The following is an 18750-nucleotide window of genomic DNA, read 5'->3' as shown; positions in this document are numbered from 1 at the left end:
ACTATTCATTGCAGATGCCTAGCACCCATTACCTTATTATGCTTATGTCCAAAAACATAGTGGCATGAAATTAGCTTATTTCTCTGTTTATCAATGCTTTGAAGTAAAAAGCACAATTAATTGACTCTCACTTGTTTGAATTAACATAAATAGGAATAGTGATGAAACTTAATACGCATAGCTTAAGCATGGCCTTTATATATATGTCGTCAGCGACACTTTCTCTTACCAGTTTGTATTTTTTGCTAGGTAATTAATTGCCATATTAATGTTATTTTTTATTTAAAAGGTACGTTTTTTAATAACTATTAATCTTACTTATATAGTTATTCATAACCTATAACTTTTTAGTCTGAGTTGAGAGTGCCAATTAAGGTTGACACAAAGTGGCAATTCAGGCATTTTATCAATCATGAATATTACTACTAGCCAAACCATTATTATTACCACCACCCGAATTGGGATGGCGGTCGCTGGCTAACGTGTAAAAAATAACAATTTTATCGAAGCCCGTGACCTGAAAAGGTTACGGGTTTTTTGTTTTTATTAAAGGAAAAAATAATGCGTGTACTTAAATTTGGTGGCTCATCCCTAGCTTCTGCTGAGCGCTTTCGTCAAGTTGCTGATATTATAAAAGATAAAAGCCAGTCTTCTGATGTGGCGGTTGTTGTTTCAGCTCCGCAGGGTGTCACTAATCACCTAGTAGCTATGGCGGAGAATATTACCGATGAAGCCAAGCTAATTACAGATTTAGGTCATTTTAAGCGCGCAATAACCACTATTATTGACGATTTATCAGCAAGTCTTGAAAGCTTTAATTCTCAACATTGCGAACAAGCGTTGACTAATTATGAGCATCAGTTACAGCGTTTTATGCAAGGGGCGACAATGTTAACTTATTGTCCTGATCATATTCGCGCACGTGTTATCAGTACTGGAGAGCGCTTAAGCGTTGCTATCTTAGACTCAGTGCTACAATCTTCAGGTTTGCAAGTTTCGTTATTATCACCAGAGAAGTTTCTCTATACCAATGACTCATCATTAAATGCAGTAGCTGACTTGGTACTCTCTAAAGAGAAGTTTTCTGCGGAATACGAAAAACTAAATACCATTTCATTAATGCCAGGTTTTATCGGTATTCATGTCGATATTGATGATCAGCAAGGTCAAATCACGACATTAGGTCGCAATGGCTCAGATTATTCTGCAGCAGTTCTAGCCGTTTGTATGCAAGCGGAGTGCTGCGAAATATGGACGGATGTTGATGGCGTATATAATGCCGACCCTCGAATGATCAAAGAAGCTAAATTATTAGATTATTTGTCTTACCAAGAAGCGATGGAGTTATCATATTTTGGTGCTAGTGTATTACACCCGAAAACAATCGGACCTATCGCGCAATATCATATTCCTTGCTTAATCAAAAATACCAGTAATCCAGCAGCGCCGGGTACATTAATTTCTAACGAAAATGATCAACAAAAACGTGTTAAAGCCATATCAAACCTTGATGATTTAACCATGGTCAATGTATCAGGTCCAGGTATGAAAGGTATGGTTGGCATGGCGAGTCGAGTGTTTGCTACCATGAGCCGTGAAAATATTTCATTAGTCTTAATTAGCCAATCATCAAGTGAATACTGTATCAGTTTTTGTATCCACTCAAGTGATGCTCAATTAGCTGAGCAAAGTCTAAAAGAAGAGTTTGAATTAGAGCTGCTTAATGGTTTACTCGAGCCTGTTGCTTTAAAAGGTGAGCTTTCTATCGTTTCTCTGGTTGGTGATGGTATGCATCACCAACGGGGTGTAGCAGCAAAATTCTTTAGTTCATTAGAGCAGGCAAGAGTGAATGTTGTCGCAATAGCTCAAGACTCATCAGAGCGTAGTATTTCTGTGGTGATTGAACAACGAAAATGTACCGATGCTATGAAAGTTAGCCATCAAAACTTCTTCTCACATAAACCGACTATCGATGTGTTCTTGGTTGGCTGTGGTGTTGTTGGTAGCGAACTAATTGCACAAATATCACGCCAACAAAGCAGCCTAAAAGAGCAGAATATTGCTTTGAAAGTTTATGGTATCGCCAACTCTAAAGGTATGGTGTTTGATCAAGAAGGTATTGATTTAGAAAATTGGCAAGAAGTCATGAAGCAAGGCTTAGCTGATGGTAACGCCTTGGAAGTGAATGCGGAAAACTTAAAGCAATTTGTTCGTGATAATCATCTAATTAATCCTGTACTTGTTGACTCGACTTCCAATGAAGCCCTAGCAATGAGCTATATCGATTATTTAGCTGAAGGCTTTCATGTGGTAACACCAAATAAAAAAGCCAATACTGATTCTTGGCAATATTACCAAGAACTACGCAGTACCGCACAAAAAACGAATCGTCGATTCCTATATGAAACGACAGTAGGGGCAGGCTTACCTGTTATTGATACACTACAAAGTTTGATTAAAGCGGGTGATGAATTACAACGCTTTGAAGGGGTACTTTCAGGGTCTTTATCTTATATATTTGGTAAGTTAGATGAAGGTATGTCTTTATCTGAAGCGACGGCTATTGCTAAAGAAAATGGTTTTACTGAGCCAGATCCGCGTGACGATTTAAGTGGTATGGATGTGGCACGTAAATTACTCATTATGGCACGTGAATCAGGCATGCAGCTTGAGCTATCTGATATCAATATCGAGTCGGTTTTACCTGATGACTTTGATGATAGCGGTGATGTTAATGAATTTATGGAAAACCTTAAGTCTCTTGATGTACAAGTTAGTGAACGTAGCGAAGCTGCAAAAGCTGAGGGTAAAGTTTTACGATATATTGGTAATATTGTTGATGGAAAGTGCCAAGTCTCTATTGAAGCAGTAAATTCCAGCCATCCACTGTATAGCATAAAAGATGGTGAGAATGCGTTAGCTATACATAGTCGTTATTATCAACCATTACCATTTGTTTTACGTGGCTATGGTGCTGGTGCTGCCGTTACGGCTGCTGGAGTTTTTGGTGATGTATTAAGAACACTTGCTTGGGAGCAGCAGCTCTAATGACTCATGAAGTGAATACTCAGCAAAGTGTTTCCGTTTTTGCTCCTGCCTCAATAGGCAATGTTAGTGTTGGTTTTGATGTTTTAGGTCTAGCAGTTAAACCTGTAGATGGCACCTTACTTGGTGATGTGGTTAGTGTAGAGCCGGCCTTAAAAGATGATTTAGTTGTCGTTGGCGCATTTGCAGACAAGCTACCTAAAGATAAAGAAGACAATATCGTTTGGTCTTGTTTACAGCTTTTTAATCAGGCTCTTAATGATAATGACCAAACACCTGTTCATGTATTGATGACTTTAGACAAAAAGATGCCAGTAGGTAGTGGTCTAGGCTCTAGTGCATGTTCAGTGGTTGCTGCGCTAGCAGGTTTAAATGCTTATTATGCAAAGTATCAAGACTTTAGTTTTGATGAAAAAACGTTGTTAAAAATGACCGGCCAAATGGAAGCACAAATTAGTGGCAGTTTACACTATGATAATGTTGCGCCTTGTTATTTAGGTGGTCTGCAATTGATGGTGCCTGATGCAGAAGTTATTAGTCGTGTTTTACCCGGCTTTAATGATTGTTATTATGTAATGGCTTACCCTGGTATTGAAGTGTCTACTAAAGCTGCTCGTGATGTTTTGCCAACCAGTTATAGTCGTGCTGATGTGATAAGCTATGGTCAAAATTTAGCAACTTTTGTTGATGCTTGCCACAGGCAAGATAAAGCACAAGCGTTTTCAGTGCTAACGGATGTAGTGGCTGAGCCATATAGAACAAATTTATTACCTAAATACCAGCAAGCTCATGACTTTTTAATTGCTGAAGGTGCTCATGCTGTGGGGATTTCAGGATCAGGACCAACGTTGTTTTGTATTTGTGATAATGAACAACAAGCGCAAAGCTTTGCCATATGGTTGCAAGAAAATTATTTACAAACAGCGCTCGGTTTCGTGCATGTATGCCAAGTAGACGAAACAGGCGCAATCGAAATATAACTAATTAACTAAAGTAGCTGAGGTTAAACCCTTAGCTATGATAAAAAAATTTAATCAGGAACAGACAGTGAAATTTTATAATTTAAAAGAAAATGATCAGCAAGTCAGTTTTGCTGAAGCGGTTAAGCAAGGTTTAGGTAAAAACCAGGGCTTGTTCTTCCCAAAAACTATGCCGAAATTTGGCAATATTGAAGAGTTATTAGCTTTACCGTTAGTGGAGCGAAGCGTAAAGATTTTAACTCCTTTTGTTGAAGACGATTTAAACGAGCAAGAATTAACTGAAATCGTTACAGATGCTTTTAATTTTCCCGCCGTATTACAACCTATTAGTAACGACCGTGCTATTTTGGAATTATTCCATGGACCAACTTTAGCTTTTAAAGATTTTGGCGCACGCTTTATGGCAAAATGTTTACAAGCCTTTGTTGCCAAAGATGCGAAGGCAACTGGTCAAGAGAAACCATTAACCATTTTAACTGCGACTTCAGGTGATACGGGTGCTGCCGTAGCTCATGCGTTTCATGGTATCGATAATATCCGCGTTGTGATTATGTACCCTAAAGGCAAGATTTCTCTTTTACAAGAGAAGATGTTTACAACCTTAGGCGACAATATTGAAACCTTATGTGTTGATGGTGATTTTGATGATTGCCAAGCTTTGGTAAAAAAATCATTTGATGATAATGAATTGGCAACCACAATAGGGTTAAATTCTGCCAATTCAATTAACATAAGCCGTTTATTAGCTCAAATATGTTACTACTTTGAAGCGGTAGCTCAGCTATCTCGCGCTAAAACTGACCTAGGTGAGATCGTTTTCTCTATTCCATCAGGAAATTTTGGTAACTTAACGGCAGGTCTATTTGCAAAAGCGATGGGCTTACCGGTAAACCGTTTCATTGCGGCAACAAATGCTAATGATACGGTTCCGCGTTATTTGGAAACAGGTGAATGGTCGCCAAATGAAACCGTTGCCACTATTTCAAATGCAATGGATGTTAGTAACCCTAATAATTGGCCTCGTGTTGAACACATGCTTAAATCAGGTATTGTTGAAGCTGGTTGTGTTACCTCTGTGTCTATCGATGAAGAGCAAACGCAATCAACGGTAATACAATTAAGTAAACTAGGTTATATCAGTGAGCCACATGCTGCGGTAGCTTATAAAGCTTTACAATATAGCGCTAAAGAAGATGAGCTTGGCGTATTTTTAGGTACGGCGCACCCTGCTAAATTTAAAGAAGTTGTTGAAAGTATTTTAGGTCAACCTATCGGCTTACCTAAAGAATTAGCTGATTGCGCAGGCGAGCCTATTCTATCTGAAGATATGAGTAGTGACTTTGCTGATTTACGTGCATACCTCTTGAAATAGTCGTTAATATTTTGATTAAAAAACACTGGCAAAAGATAATCGAGCAAGAAAAGTCAAAAAATTACTTTTGCCAGCTACAAACTGAATTAGCTCAGCAAAGAGCACAAGAAACGCCTATTTATCCAAGTGATAAAGAGGTTTTTCATGCTTTTGAATATAGTGATCTCACTGATATTAAAGTGGTTATTTTAGGGCAAGATCCTTATCACGGTGAAAATCAGGCTCATGGCTTAGCTTTTTCTGTGCAACAAGGAATCAAAACCCCGCCATCGTTAGTTAATATTTACAAAGAATTGGCTTCGGATATTGATGGTTTTAATATCCCAGCACATGGTAATTTAACTTCTTGGGCCCAGCAGGGAGTATTGCTTCTCAATACTGTGTTAACAGTAAAACAAGCCCAAGCTCATTCTCACGCTAAATTAGGCTGGGAGACGTTTACCGATAATATTATCGAGCAAATAAATGATAGTAATAACGGTTGTGTGTTTATGTTGTGGGGGGCTCATGCTCAGAAAAAAGGGCGGAACATAAACAGTAATAAACATTTAGTATTAAATGGTCCACATCCCTCGCCATTATCAGCCTATCGTGGCTTTTTCGGTTGCCAGCACTTCTCTAAAGCAAATGATTGGTTGCTAGCTCATGATCAGCAAGCGGTAAACTGGTTATTGTAATGCTGAGAATTCTAGTCTTAATCGTTATATTGATTAGCCTGACTACAGAAGCATCAGCAGATACTCTTAAGCCTTTTACAACTGACGGTTGTAGTAGTTTTCCTGACGGAACTTCTAAGCAAAAGACGCTATGGTTACATTGTTGTCAAAGGCATGACTTTGATTATTGGCAAGGTGGAACCTATCAACAGCGGCTTGAATCGGACAAGCGATTAGAGGTGTGTGTAGTCAAAGTTGGCCAACCCAAAATAGCAGCATTAATGTATGCAGGTGTTAGAGTGGGTGGTTCGCCCTATTTTCCCAGCAGTTTTCGTTGGGGATATGGTTGGAGTTATCCTAGAGCGTATGGTGCATTAACCGAACAAGAGCAATTGCAAGTTACTAAGCTTGCTGCTGATGTTAAGTAACCTGTTTCGTAATATGTTAGCTTAATTATTTGAAATAAATAATCATTTCTGCCGCTTCACAATGGCAATCATGTCCACATAAAATACAGTTATAACCTTGCTTACTTTCTTCATTCCATTTATCTGGGTGAGACTTGACTAACTCTCCGCCACAGTGAGTGAAATAGGCAACAGCACTGTTATTTGGGCTTTGTTTCCATAAGTGCGCAATACCTGCTTGGGCACCTTGCTTCTTCGCGGCCGCAATAGATAGATTTAATAATGTTTTTCCTACTCCTAAACCACGATAATTTTCATCAACGGTATTACATTTAAAGTAACAACATTTATCTTGCCCGACACGCCATAGGTTAGGGCTACACCATTGATCAGCCTGCCAGTGTTCAGGAGAATATGTGATACGAAAACCCACTAATTGTATGTTTGAATCTTGCTTTAATAGCGCGACATAACCGCAATTGATGCTATTGCTGATACCTCGGTTGACCCAATCAGCAATCTTTTCTGATGTTAAATAACCGTCACCATGTACTTCATTGCCAAGATTTATTACTTGCTTGAAGTACTTAGGAGTGAGCTTTTCGTAAGTGACGGTTGTCATGTATTTATAGTAGTCTTATTTCACGTATTAATGAAGTCACCACACCACTTGGAGAAGTGATATTGATGGTCAGGAAAGCAATTTCAGAGGTATTTCCTGCTTCTTGCACCACAAAAAAATTCATTTCGGTAAAGCCAGCAAGGTTATTATTACTTACTGTAAAAGATGTAACTCCTTGTAATTCACCTGCGGAGATTTCAATAGCAACTGTGGTACCTGCAGGCATGGTTTGATTTGGCGTCCCGGTATCAGCAAAATAAAAATAAAACTCCTCTCTGCCGCCATTGGCTACATCATTTAGGTCGGTGCTTTCGTCAGTTAATGAATCGTTATATATAATAGAGCCGTCTTCGTTGGTTAATCGGTATTCAGCACTAGAGCTTGCCATGACTAATCGAGCGGCTTTTCTTACATGTATATTCCGCATTGCTTCTTCGGCGCAATTTTCCCCTTGGCATTGTGGGCCATTAAATAAACTATCAGCAGCACTGAAAGTACTATTCCCATCAAAATCAATAAATGTCTCACCGGCGTCATAAATGCTGTTTTCGTTGTCATCACGCCATGCTTCCGACATATCGATAAAACCATCTGGCTGAGCAGAGTACCTTCCAAAACCTGAATCAACATTTGGATTATCACCAGTACCGATATCAAGAATGGGCTCTCCATCGGCATCATCGAAAATATTATTACCATTAGTATCAAAGAAAGTTTCATGGCCTAATGCCGTAGCGAGAATGGTGATACGGTGATCTGCAACTCTAGGCTCGCTACTGGTCCAAACAACAGAACAACTACCATTAGTAGTTGAGCAGCTTGGCTCTATAGTGCCACCTTCAGTGGTAAAGTTGACAGTTGTGCCATCTGGGGTCGGATTATGAAAATTATCCGATAACCTAACAGTTATAATAGATTCCGTACCATTAATATTATTAGCTTCTGGGCTTAAATTACTGGGAGAAATCGTCATTGAACGTTGCTCTGGCAAGCCGGTATTAACGGTTAATAAGTCTGACTGACTTTGTACGTTAATCACCTCACCATTAAAGTCCATGCTTGCAGATGCTGTTACGCGCACAGCTGTTGGAACTGTGCCTGAGGATACTTGTGTGGTAACTAATCCTTGGCTATTAGTGATACCTGATAGTCTACTTAAGCTGATGCCACCAACAGCGGTACTTAGGGAAAAATTTACTTCTTGTTGAGCTAAAGTATTACCTAGTTGGCTTTTGGCTCGAAAGGTTAACGTTGATGTTTCTTGTTTATTTTGACCACCAGTCCCTTTTAAAACGATAGCAGAGGGATCTGCTGAAATAAACTCAATTGAACCTAATTCTTCTCCTTGAATACTAATTGTTTCATTGGCGGTATTGGTGATGTTATTGATTGAAACGCTAGCGATTAATAGATCATCTGTACCTGTTGAACCAGCACAGCTTATATCTGCATATGTTGAGCTTGCAGTGCCATTAATACTTAATACTGTCTCATCTATACTTGCTGTACCATTTTGAACACAATTAGAGGTGAAAATTACCGGAATAGGCGTTACGATTAAGTTTCCACTCTCATCGACTAAGTCAACACTGAGTCCTAATGTACCACCAGCGCTGATGGTGTTATCTTCTATTGATAATTCAATTTCCCCTTCAATAAAAACATCGTTATCATCAAAATAACCTAGGCGAATATCACTGTCTATTATGGCATCAGCAGATAATATTTGGTAATTTAAGGTACTACTTGTGGTGATGCTTTCATCTATTGAATAACTACTGGTCAACACGCCAGCGCCAATAATATCATCTTCACCTGTAAGTATAACATTAGCAATACCTTGGGTATTGGTTAAGGCCGTGGTTGCGCTAAGTGTGCCTACATCGGCAGAGAAGGTAATAATTTTGTTAGCAATTCCTTGTCCATCACCATCAGTTAAAGTACTGGTAACTTGTACTTCTTGGCTGGATTTAAATTGATTAACGACAATATCATTTAATGTCATAACTGTGGTTAGATTGCCAGGAGACTCTGTTATATTTGAGTCAACAAATTCATAATCTATCGTATCAGAATTGATCTCATCGGCACTTGCATTTGCACTGCCTGCTCCTAATGAAAGCGAGTCATTAGTAATGGATACACTTGCAATACCCTGACTATCTGTAAGCTTTGATACTATTGATAGTGAGCCAATTGATGCAGAAAAGTTGACGATTTTGTTTGAAATTGAAGCATCGTTTTCATCAGTTACCACAGCTTGCAAGGTAATGATTTCATTACTTGAAAAACTTTGCTTAGCATTTCCTTCGCTATCTAAAATAGCAAACTCTACTTTGGCAACCGTTTGATTGGAGTTTTCAGTGCTATCTTCGCTGTGGCCATTACAGCCAAAAAGTAATAATGTAATAAGTGAAGCAAATACAAAATAAAGCTTTTTCATGCTTTAGTTCCCTAGATAAAGTAATATAAATTAAGATAAAAATTCTTTTGTTAAGAATAAGGCGATACAAAATAAAAGTCTATGAAAGCTTTAAATAAAGTGATTAAAATGTATGACCCACTAATTGATAAATCACCGGGTTGTGGTACTCAATATCCAAATAGTTACTGGGCTGATACGTCAATTGTTCAGGGCAGTAGCATTCCCGAAGATGATGGGGCACTTGAGCAGGATATTGACGTTGATGTCGCGATTATTGGCGCTGGCTATACCGGACTTTCATGCGCCTTACATTTAGCTCGAGAACGTGGCATTAAAGCGCATGTTTTTGAAGCGAATAAAACGGCTTGGGGGTGTAGCGGTAGAAATGCAGGCTTCATTCTTAAGTCCTCTGGTCGAAAGTCCTATGCCGCTATGCAAAAACAATGGGGTGAGGAAGTGATGCGTGGTATCTATGCTGAAATGTGTGCCGGTGTCGATACTGTAAATAGTTTAATTAGCGAAGGTATTGATTGTGATCAGCAAAGTGCCGGCTACATAAAAGTTGCCCATAAACCTAGCATGTTCAAATCATTGCAAGAACAAGCAAAGTTACAACAATCGATGTTTGGCTATGACGTGCAAGTTTTATCTAAACAAACATTACATCAACATTATATGGCCGATGAAAACGCCTTTGGCGCTATTCGTTATCAAGATGGTTTTGGTTTAAATCCACTGAAACTCGCTTGGGGTTATCAAAGGTTAGCGCGAGCAGATGGTGTTAAAGTACATACTAGTACACCAGTGAATTTTGTTGATGACAAAAAACAAAACAGTGTCCAGCTCTCTACGCCCAATGGAACTATTCGCGCCAAAAAAGTTGTTATTGCTACTAATGGCTATACACCTAAAGGTTTTCATCCGTTAGTTACTAATAAAACCTTACCTGTACTGTCACAAATTATCGTGACTCAGCCGTTATCTCAAGAGCAGTTGGCAGCGTGTAATTTTCTTACGAGTAATGTTGTTATGGATACGCGAGCGTTAAAATACTATTACCGCAAACTTCCTGATAATCGGCTTTTATTTGGTGGAAGAGGAGCCATTACCGGAAAAAATGCTGATGATCCTTATTACGCACAGCGGTTACTGTCAGTATTGAAAACTAGTTTCCCTGCTTTACAGGATCTCAGTTACGATTATGCATGGTCAGGTTGGATTTGCATGGCGCTTGATGATTTGCCTCATGTCTATCAAAGTAATGATAATAAGGTCTTTTATGCGATGGGGTATTGTGGCAGTGGTGTTTCCTTTTCTGTACAAGCAGGTAAGCGTTTAGCCCAAAAAATAGCGGGAAAAGCAGTACCTAACTTGCCCTTGTATAACAACGACCTCCCTAAGTTTCCATTTGCGCCATTACGACGCGTTGGTCAGTGGGGATATTTTCATTACGGTAAGATTAAAGATACCTATTTTTAAATGTCATTTGTAATGTGTTATCACAACTTTATAAACGATTTAATTGTTTGCCTTGATTAAATGCCGCGATATTTTCAGCAAGTAAATTGATTAATCTTTGCTGTGCCTCGCTACTTGCCCATGCAATATGCGCGGTTATTTTTAAATTATTACGTTGAACTTTCAATAAAGGGTGATCGCTAGGAGGGGGCTCTTGTTCAACTACATCGAGTACGGCATAAGCAATAGTTTGATTATCTAATGCAGTGAGTAAATCAACACTGTTAACTAATACGCCACGAGCGGTATTAATCAACATCGTATTAGGTTTCATCTTAGCCAGTGTGCCAGTATTAATTAAATTCTCGGTTTCAGTTGTTTGAGGGCAATGTAAGCTAATAATATCGGCTTGTGCTATTACTTGTTCAAAGTGAACTCTACCTTCTCTATTTTCACTGACGCCTTTCCTTTCGCTAATTAATATATTCATACCAAAAGCCTGTGCAAGTTTAGCGACTGCTTGTCCTAAACTGCCATAACCAATAATTCCTAGAGTTTTACCGCTAAGCTCTGTTATTGAATTGCCGTGATAACAAAAAGTTTCACTTTGCTGCCAATGGCCGTGTTGAGTATTGGAATTGTGATGTGTAGTTTGCTGATAATATTCAAGTATTTGAGCTAATACATATTGAGCGACTGAATTACCCGCATAGCCACTGACATTTGTCACCGCAATATTGAGCTCTTTGGCAGCGTCAATATCCACATTGTTATATCCTGTAGCGGCTATACAAATAAGTTTTAACTTGGGGAACTTTGCTAGCACTTGTGCAGGTAGTAATACTTTATTGGTGATTACTATATCCGCATTTTGACATCGCTGAACTGTTTGTTCGGTTGTAGAGGTTGAGAAACAAGTTAACGAGCTAACTTGTTTCTCAATGGCGTCAAAATTGATATTTTCACTAAAAGTTTGACTGTCTAAAAATACTGCATGCATAGTGTTTATCCAGGTCGACCATCTTTTCTAGCGGTCATTAACATAGGGGCATAGGTTACGACGAAAATGCCAAAGGCGAGTAACCAAAAAGTACCACTAATATCAATAAAAAGTAAGGTTTTTTCAGGCAGTAACCAAGGACCTATGGCACGAACTAATGCTGCTAAGGTGATCAATACATAAGCATAGGTCATGGCTTTAGGTGGAGTTAATGGTCTACCAGTATGTCCTAAAGACACTCTTGAAATCATTGCTAAAATTAGTCCACCCATACCACCAACGGTGAGTAGGTGCCAAATATGATTGCTAGGTATTTCAGTGATTAAATAGCTAGCGCCTAAAATAATTAAACCAAAAGCAATAAACTTAATTGATACATGAATTGACCATAGCAAAGGGGTGCTTAAGGTGATCCAAGGACGCCACCTTAACCAGCGCATGGTTTGAAAAGCTCCAGCAATAATTAACAATAAGCCGAAGAAGGTCGCAGAAAAACCTACAATAGGTTGTAACAGCAGTGAGAACATCGCAATGGCTAAACTACCATTGGTAGCTTTATCTAACCAAGGAAGAGGCTCAGCTTTCGCTGTTTTTGTGCCGTTTGCGGTAAACATTGGCGTTACACGCCCTGCCATCACAGACATCAGAAAAGTCACTAACATCACCCCAGCATAACTTGCATAAGTGATAGTAAAGGTTTGCGGGTAATGCAAGGCAAGGTGCATCTCTAAGTTAGCTAAAGTGAATAATAACAATAAGGGGACGAAGAATAAGTTGCGATATTGCTTAATGGCGACAATAGGTTTGGCTAACACAAAAGCCACGGCAGGCAAAAAACTTAAATCAACAATACTAGCCAGTGTTTCGCCTGATAGGCTAGGAACGAAGGTTAATACTCGTCCTACTAACCAAAGCAGAAACAGTACAAGTAAAGTGCTACCTTGAGCGCCTCTAACGCCAGTCCAGTTCTGAACGGCAGTTAATAAAAAACCCGCAATAATCGCACCACCAAAACCAAAAATCATCTCGTGAATATGCCACCAATAACCGCCTCCCAAAGGTGCAACATTCATGGTGCCTTTATACATTAAGATCCACAATATGATCGAGACTATACTAAAAATAGCCCCGCTTAGAAAAAATGGACGAAAGCCTAAACGTAGTAATGGCGTTATTTTTTGCTCTTTTTGTAAATCAGTAATTTGCAACATGCTTGTACCTTGTAACGTACCTGAATATTTTTAACGCGCTTATTGTAATAAAGTGGTAGCAGAATAGCTTGGAATAGATCAATAGAATGGCAAATAAGTCAAACAGTGTACAATTTAAGATGAACGTCGATTTTGCCTATATCTTTGTCAGCAGTTACTTGGTAGTGTAATTTCAACCCAATGGCTCTTGTACATTTAATAAACAAGCAAGCTGTTGTATTTATTTATATTTCGTCAGTTAAATCCACTGGCGTTGTGAGATTAGAGATAACGAATGAATAAAAAATTAATATCAACATTGTTATTATCAAGCTTATTAGCCGCTTGTTCTGAAAAGAGTAATACGACTGAAAATCAAGTTGTTGATAATACTGCAGCAAAACCTGAGCAGTCACAAGTAAGTGAAGTAACTAGTGATAGTGAAGTCGAACAAGCAAAAGCTATATTATTAGCTAAATGGCAAGGTCCTTATCAAGGTGTTCCTGCTTTTGATAAAGTCTCTCTTATCGGTTTAATTCCTGCAATGGAAGAAGCGATGGCGACAAATCTTAGTGAAATTGATGCAATTGCTAATAATACCGCCGAGCCTACTTTTGAAAATACTATCGTTGCCATGGAGAAAACCGGTAAAGACTTAGATCGTGTCTTTACATATTATGGCATCTGGCGATCAAATGAATCGACACCAGAATTTCGTAAAATTCAAGAAGAAATGGCGCCAAAACTATCGGCATTTTTCTCTAAGATAAATCAAAATGCCAAGTTGTTTTCTCGGGTACAGGCAGTGAATAATAGCGATGTTGTGAAAACATTGACTTCTGAACAGCAACGTCTTGTGTACTTAACCTATAACAGTTTTGCCCGTAATGGCGCAACGTTAGCTGGCGAAGACAAGAAGCGATATGCTGCTATCAACCAAAGGTTAGCAGAGCTGCACACTAAGTTTGGTAATAATGTCTTGGCAGACGAAGAAAGCTATGTGTTATATCTTAATGAAGAGCAGTTAGGTGGCTTACCACAATCAATTATTGATGTTGCCGCTGCAGCAGCCAAAGAGCGTGATGAAGCAGGTAAGTTTGCAATTACTAATACACGCTCTTCAATGGACCCTTTCTTAACGTATTCAACAGAACGCGAACTTAGAAAACAAGTTTGGAATAGCTATTATAATCGCGGAAATAACGGCGATGAGTTCGATAATAACGCCATTATTGCTGAGATATTACAATTACGTCATGAACGTGTTGGTTTATTAGGTTATAAAAACTATGCTTCATGGCGCTTAGAAGATCGCATGGCAAAATCTCCTGAAAATGCCATTAAATTAATGGAAGGCGTATGGCCTGCAGCAATAGCGCGAGTTGATGAAGAAGTTAGCGATATGTTAGCTATTGGCAAAGCACAAGATGGTATTGAAAGTATTGAACCATGGGACTATCGCTTTTACGCTGAAAAGGTACGTAAAGATAAATACAACCTAGACTCCGATGAGGTTAAACAATATTTACAGTTAAATAAACTTCGTGAAGCAATGTTTTATGTCGCAGGACGTTTATTTAACTATCAGTTTACTGAAATTACCGATGGCTCAGTACCGGTATTTAATGCCGACGTACGAGTATGGGAAGTAAAAGATAAAACCTCGGGTGAACATATCGGCTTATGGTATTTAGACCCATTCGCACGTAAAGGTAAGCGATCTGGTGCATGGGCAACAACATATCGTAGTTATACTACCTTTGATGGCCAGAAAAATGTGCTTTCTTCTAACAACTCAAATTTCAGTAAAGGTGTAGATGGTCAACCGACCTTAATTTCATGGTCTGATGCTGAAACCTACTTTCATGAATTTGGTCATGCGTTGCATTTTTTATCTTCTAAAGTAACGTACCCAACCTTAAATGGCGGCGTACGTGATTACACTGAATTTCAATCACAATTATTAGAACACTGGTTATCAACGGATGAAGTTATTAATAATTATTTAGTACATTACCAAACAGGCAAGCCAATGCCTGCAGAGTTAATTGCTAAAATTAAGCAGGCAGCGACCTTTAATCAAGGCTTTAAAACTACTGAGTACTTAGCCTCTGCACTCGTGGATATGAAGTTTCATACTGTCGATCCTGCCGGTATAGATGCACAACAATTTGAACGTGATACCTTAGCGGCACTTAATATGCCGAAGCAAATTGTAATGCGTCATCGTTCAACACAATTTGGCCATGTTTTTAGTGGTGAAGGTTACTCTTCAAGTTATTATGGTTACATGTGGGCAGAGGTATTAACTGCTGATGCAGCAGAAGCTTTTGCACAAGCGCCTGATGGTTTTTATGATGCAGGAGTTGCAGCTAAATTAGTTGAACACCTATTTAGTGTCCGTAATGCAGTTGATCCTAGTGAAGCTTATCGCTCTTTTAGAGGACGTGACGCTGACGTTAAAGCCTTAATGCGTGACAGAGGTTTTCCTGTTACTGAATAACTAATATTTGCTATCACCCATGTATAAAGATAAATGAATACAATTTAAACCCGCTTAGGCGGGTTTTATATTGTTTATACCATTCCATCTAAGAAAGTGAACGCTTAGCGAGAATTTAAAGGTTTAGAGGCAAGGCATTGAGTGTAAATAATAGTTATTCTATTGTTAAAATCAATAACGCAGCATATAAGCCTTTAAAAATCGCCCTTCGGGAACGAATGGGCATCATGATAAAGGCACAAAATTTGTATGATGTAGAACAACTATATCTAAACATATTTTGTTTGTTCTCATATCGCCCATGACGTTCTAAGTGGTCACTTCTTTAGATGGATTGGTATTATTGATTATTTTTTCAAATATTTCGTTTTATTTTGAGAAAAAATATTCCTGTATCGCTATTACTTTGAAGATAATTTTTCTTGTAACTTGCATTTAAAGTTACGAATTAGTATTTTATTTCAATTTTTAGATTTTTTTGAGGCTAAAATGCACCTAAATGACATAGATCTGCGACTTATTGCTATTTTACAGCGAGATGTTAGTATTTCCGTCGACGAGTTAGCAAAGCGAGTTGGGTTAACCAAAACCCCTTGTTGGCGTCGTCTTCAAAAACTAGAGAAAAGTGGCATTATTAAAAAGAAAGTTGCCTTATTAGATGCACACTTACTGGATTTAAGTGTGTCGGTGTTTGTACAGGTTAAAACCAGTAAACATGACAGCGACTGGTTAGCACAATTTTCGACAACAGTTTCTGCATTTCCAGAAGTAGTCGACTTCTATAGGATGAGTGGTGAATATGATTATTTACTGCGCGTTGTTGTTAAAGATATAGCTAGTTATGATGCTTTCTATCAACGCTTTATTCAGGCAACAAGCTTGACCGATGTCACCTCTAGTTTTGCGATGGAAGAGATTAAACGTTCAACTGAATTACCGTTAATTATGCCAAAATAAAGGGCGTATATACTAGTTGAACATCCTCTTTCTGATTAATTACTGACTATACTTATTTGTTAATACATTAGTCGAAAAGAGGAGCTTACCATGTCTTTAGAACAGCACTTTTCCAAATTTCGCCAGCATATAATTGGCCATAATCTTGAGCATGAAATTAATGGCAAGCAACAAGCCATAATTTATGCTGACTGGACTGCTAGTGGCCGTTTATATCAGCCCATAGAAGAATATTTAAGCCATACCTTAGGTCCTTTTGTCGCTAATACTCATACCGAAACTAACTTAACTGGCACTACCATGACTCGCGCTTATCATGATGCTCAAAAAATGATTAAGCACCATGTTAATGCTTGTGAAAATGATATTCTGATCACTTCCGGCGCAGGAATGACAGATGTAGTTAACAAATTCCAACGCATCTTAGGGTTACGAATTCCTGAGCGTATGGCTGAGCAAGTGAGCTTTAGTGATGAAGAAAAACCGGTAGTTTTTATCACCCATATGGAGCACCATTCTAATCAAACTACTTGGTATGAATGTGATGTCACCTTAGAGATAGTAGCGAGTGATAGTAATGGTCAACCTTGCTTAGACAACTTAACGAAACTGTTAGATAAATATAAAGAGCGTAAGGTTAAAATTGGCTCGTTCACCGCTTGCTCTAATGTGACTGGCATTAAAACACCATATCATCAGTTAGCTGAAGTAATGCACGAACATGGGGGCTTGTGTTTTGTTGATTTTGCTTGCTCAGCGCCATACGTAGACATTGATATGCATCCGGTAAATAAAGCCCAAACGTTAGATGCTATTTTCTTTTCTCCTCATAAATTTCTTGGTGGCCCAGGTAGCTCAGGAGTATTGATTTTTAATAAAACTTTATATAAAAATAAAGTGCCTGATCACCCCGGTGGTGGCACTGTAACATGGACTAATCCTTGGGGAGAGCATAGCTTTTTCAATAATATCGAAGTACGTGAAGATGGTGGAACACCCGGATTTTTACAATGTATTCGTACTGCATTAGCGATAAAACTGAAAGAGGCTATGGGTACAGAAAATATTGCCAAACGTGAGCAAGAATTGACTGATTATGTGATGGCCGAGTTAGGCAAAAATGAAAGAGTTAAAATGCTTGAGCCTAGTGTTACTAATCGCTTAGCCATCATTTCATTTTACATTACCAAGGTACATTACAATTTAGTAGTTCGTTTATTAAATGATAAGTTTGGTATTCAAACACGCGGTGGCTGTTCATGCGCAGGTACATATGGCCATATTTTATTGAATGTTGATCACGATACTTCCCAACAAATCACCCAACAAATTGATGAAGGAGATTATTGTGAAAAGCCTGGTTGGATTCGTGCTTCCTTTCATCCGACAACGACTGACGCCGAAGCAAAGTTTGTTGTGGAGTCAATCAATACCTTAACTCAACAAGTGAGTGAATGGGCAAAGGAATATCGATTTAATCCAGCAACAGGAGATTTTGAAAGACATTGCTCACCAGAAGAAAAACAGGTCAATTATGTTGGAATAGACGGTTTCAATCCTTTGGACGTCATCAGCAACATTGCAACTTTACCTAAAGACGGGGAAAATAAGTCGCTATTACAAAAGATTTTTCGCTAATTAAATCCACTTAAAAATTGGACAATGATGAAAACGACAATATTTACTCAATTAAAGCAATGGTGGCAAACCGATTGTCCATTTTGTAAAAGGGCAAGGTTGTTATTGTTATGGCTTGTACTAATGTTAGTAGTAGATTATTTGTGGTTTCAGCTTTTATTCCGATAAAGAGGAGGGTGTATGACAGGAACAACAGGATTGAGATGGGTTGATTCATTAGAAATAGCGCTAGATTTGATTGAGGAGCATCCTGAAGTTGACCCACTAACCTTACACTTTACCGAACTTCGACAATGGGTATTAAACTTAGAGCGTTTTGATGATGATCCTAATCATTGCGGAGAGCGAGTTCTTGAAGCAATACAACTTGCTTGGATAAGTGAGGTGGATTAATTACACTATCTTTCGTAATAGTCTCTCAGATTGCCTTTGCTGGGCTGAAAATATCATCTATACTCTAAGCATCTATTAATTCGATGTATTTTCATTATTCATAA

At 38.5% G+C, this 18750-nt stretch carries 14 protein-coding genes; 10 read left to right on the top strand and 4 right to left on the bottom strand.

Annotation, left to right across the window (positions count from 1 at the left end; genetic code table 11):
- Positions 1 to 561 precede the first annotated feature (561 nt).
- The 5 genes from thrA to AC27IF_RS04935 all read left to right on the top strand — a co-directional run bounded on the left by thrA (position 562) and on the right by AC27IF_RS04935 (position 6481).
- Positions 562 to 3048, top strand: coding sequence for a bifunctional aspartate kinase/homoserine dehydrogenase I (gene thrA, locus AC27IF_RS04955; protein WP_487052628.1), 2487 nt, complete (start codon positions 562 to 564; stop codon positions 3046 to 3048).
- Positions 3048 to 4025 (top strand): homoserine kinase, encoded by a 978-nt coding sequence (gene thrB / locus AC27IF_RS04950; protein WP_487052627.1) that lies wholly within the window; start codon positions 3048 to 3050, stop codon positions 4023 to 4025. The genes thrA and thrB overlap by 1 nt, the downstream gene beginning before the upstream one ends.
- A gap of 67 nt (positions 4026 to 4092) precedes the next feature.
- Positions 4093 to 5397: a threonine synthase gene (gene thrC / locus AC27IF_RS04945; RefSeq protein ID WP_487052626.1), complete on the top strand. Its 1305-nt coding sequence runs from the start codon at positions 4093 to 4095 to the stop codon at positions 5395 to 5397.
- Between the two features lie 11 nt (positions 5398 to 5408).
- Positions 5409 to 6074, top strand: coding sequence for a uracil-DNA glycosylase (ung, locus tag AC27IF_RS04940; protein ID WP_487052625.1), 666 nt, complete (start codon positions 5409 to 5411; stop codon positions 6072 to 6074).
- Positions 6074 to 6481: a phospholipase A2 family protein gene (locus AC27IF_RS04935; RefSeq protein WP_487052624.1), complete on the top strand. Its 408-nt coding sequence runs from the start codon at positions 6074 to 6076 to the stop codon at positions 6479 to 6481. The genes ung and AC27IF_RS04935 overlap by 1 nt, the downstream gene beginning before the upstream one ends.
- A gap of 25 nt (positions 6482 to 6506) precedes the next feature.
- On the opposite strand, the gene AC27IF_RS04930 is transcribed toward AC27IF_RS04935, so the two are convergent.
- Both AC27IF_RS04930 and AC27IF_RS04925 read right to left on the bottom strand, forming a co-directional pair.
- Complete coding sequence (locus tag AC27IF_RS04930) at positions 6507 to 7082, bottom strand: GNAT family N-acetyltransferase (protein WP_487052623.1); 576 nt, start codon at positions 7080 to 7082, stop codon at positions 6507 to 6509.
- Between the two features lie 4 nt (positions 7083 to 7086).
- Positions 7087 to 9525: an Ig-like domain-containing protein gene (locus AC27IF_RS04925; protein ID WP_487052622.1), complete on the bottom strand. Its 2439-nt coding sequence runs from the start codon at positions 9523 to 9525 to the stop codon at positions 7087 to 7089.
- Positions 9526 to 9606: 81 nt separating this feature from the next.
- Here AC27IF_RS04925 and AC27IF_RS04920 point away from each other — a divergent pair, with 81 nt between their 5' ends.
- Entirely contained in the window at positions 9607 to 10986 is a 1380-nt protein-coding gene (locus tag AC27IF_RS04920; RefSeq protein ID WP_487052621.1) for an NAD(P)/FAD-dependent oxidoreductase, read from the top strand.
- A gap of 28 nt (positions 10987 to 11014) precedes the next feature.
- Here AC27IF_RS04920 and AC27IF_RS04915 read toward each other — a convergent pair whose 3' ends face one another.
- Together AC27IF_RS04915 and AC27IF_RS04910 are read right to left on the bottom strand one after the other, a co-directional pair.
- Positions 11015 to 11965, bottom strand: a complete 951-nt coding sequence (locus tag AC27IF_RS04915; RefSeq protein ID WP_487052620.1) for a D-2-hydroxyacid dehydrogenase — start codon at positions 11963 to 11965, stop codon at positions 11015 to 11017.
- A 5-nt stretch (positions 11966 to 11970) separates the two neighbouring features.
- Positions 11971 to 13176, bottom strand: a complete 1206-nt coding sequence (locus tag AC27IF_RS04910) for an NnrS family protein (RefSeq protein WP_487052619.1) — start codon at positions 13174 to 13176, stop codon at positions 11971 to 11973.
- Positions 13177 to 13450: 274 nt separating this feature from the next.
- On the opposite strand from AC27IF_RS04910, the gene AC27IF_RS04905 reads away from it, so the two are divergent.
- From AC27IF_RS04905 to iscX, 4 genes are all read left to right on the top strand, one after another.
- Complete coding sequence (locus AC27IF_RS04905; protein ID WP_487052618.1) at positions 13451 to 15658, top strand: M3 family metallopeptidase; 2208 nt, start codon at positions 13451 to 13453, stop codon at positions 15656 to 15658.
- 489 nt (positions 15659 to 16147) lie between these two features.
- Entirely contained in the window at positions 16148 to 16615 is a 468-nt protein-coding gene (locus AC27IF_RS04900) for an Lrp/AsnC family transcriptional regulator (protein WP_487052617.1), read from the top strand.
- A 90-nt stretch (positions 16616 to 16705) separates the two neighbouring features.
- Positions 16706 to 18253, top strand: coding sequence for an aminotransferase class V-fold PLP-dependent enzyme (locus tag AC27IF_RS04895; protein WP_487052616.1), 1548 nt, complete (start codon positions 16706 to 16708; stop codon positions 18251 to 18253).
- Positions 18254 to 18433: 180 nt separating this feature from the next.
- Positions 18434 to 18646, top strand: coding sequence for a Fe-S cluster assembly protein IscX (gene iscX / locus AC27IF_RS04890; RefSeq protein ID WP_487052615.1), 213 nt, complete (start codon positions 18434 to 18436; stop codon positions 18644 to 18646).
- Positions 18647 to 18750: the final 104 nt, after the last annotated feature.

This window comes from Colwellia sp. KS18-150 (assembly GCF_057551365.1).
The sequence above is the reverse complement of the archived record's forward strand: the minus strand, read 5'-3'. Positions and strand labels throughout refer to the sequence as shown.

Coding starts and splice junctions, on each gene's coding strand:
- thrA (WP_487052628.1), top strand. CDS start 562: ATGCGTGTACTTAAATTTGGTGGCTCATCCCTAGCTTCTGCTGAGCGC.
- thrB (WP_487052627.1), top strand. CDS start 3,048: ATGACTCATGAAGTGAATACTCAGCAAAGTGTTTCCGTTTTTGCTCCT.
- AC27IF_RS04935 (WP_487052624.1), top strand. CDS start 6,074: ATGCTGAGAATTCTAGTCTTAATCGTTATATTGATTAGCCTGACTACA.
- AC27IF_RS04930 (WP_487052623.1), bottom strand. CDS start 7,082: ATGACAACCGTCACTTACGAAAAGCTCACTCCTAAGTACTTCAAGCAA.
- AC27IF_RS04925 (WP_487052622.1), bottom strand. CDS start 9,525: ATGAAAAAGCTTTATTTTGTATTTGCTTCACTTATTACATTATTACTT.
- AC27IF_RS04920 (WP_487052621.1), top strand. CDS start 9,607: ATGAAAGCTTTAAATAAAGTGATTAAAATGTATGACCCACTAATTGAT.
- AC27IF_RS04915 (WP_487052620.1), bottom strand. CDS start 11,965: ATGCATGCAGTATTTTTAGACAGTCAAACTTTTAGTGAAAATATCAAT.
- AC27IF_RS04910 (WP_487052619.1), bottom strand. CDS start 13,176: ATGTTGCAAATTACTGATTTACAAAAAGAGCAAAAAATAACGCCATTA.
- AC27IF_RS04905 (WP_487052618.1), top strand. CDS start 13,451: ATGAATAAAAAATTAATATCAACATTGTTATTATCAAGCTTATTAGCC.
- AC27IF_RS04900 (WP_487052617.1), top strand. CDS start 16,148: ATGCACCTAAATGACATAGATCTGCGACTTATTGCTATTTTACAGCGA.
- AC27IF_RS04895 (WP_487052616.1), top strand. CDS start 16,706: ATGTCTTTAGAACAGCACTTTTCCAAATTTCGCCAGCATATAATTGGC.
- iscX (WP_487052615.1), top strand. CDS start 18,434: ATGACAGGAACAACAGGATTGAGATGGGTTGATTCATTAGAAATAGCG.